This is a genomic window from Acinetobacter sp. ANC_7503 (genome assembly GCF_056780035.1).
In genome coordinates, this window is record NZ_JBWYJA010000034.1 from 1 (window position 1) to 394 (window position 394).

The following is a 394-nucleotide window of genomic DNA, read 5'->3' on the forward strand; positions in this document are numbered from 1 at the left end:
CTGAGCTGACTCAAGCACGTGATGATGCGCTTACTGCTAAAGAAGATGCACAAGCGAAAGTTGATGCACTTCCAGAAGGAGCAGACAAAGACGCATTGGATGCACGCTTAGATGATCTAGTCGACATCACCTTACCAGCAGTAAATGATGAAAACGAAGATGGCATAGCAGATGAGTACGAACAAGTATTGGCAGATGCCGAAGCAGCAGTAGAGGCGGCTGAAGCAGCATACGCTGCGGCAGAACAAGCGCTGATCGATGCAAATGCCAATGGCCTCATCACCCCAACAGAACTTACTGCATTGACTCAAGCACGTGATGATGCACTTGCTGCGAAAACAGAAGCACAAACAAAAGTGACAGCGTTACCTGAGGCAGTACAAGCAGAAAAAGA

1 protein-coding gene is annotated in these 394 nt (G+C 48.0%); it reads left to right on the forward strand.

Annotation, left to right across the window (positions count from 1 at the left end; translation table 11 throughout):
* Positions 1 to 394: GA-like domain-containing protein (locus AC1M9M_RS14835; RefSeq protein ID WP_481596712.1), on the forward strand; the 394-nt coding region annotated here is incomplete at both ends.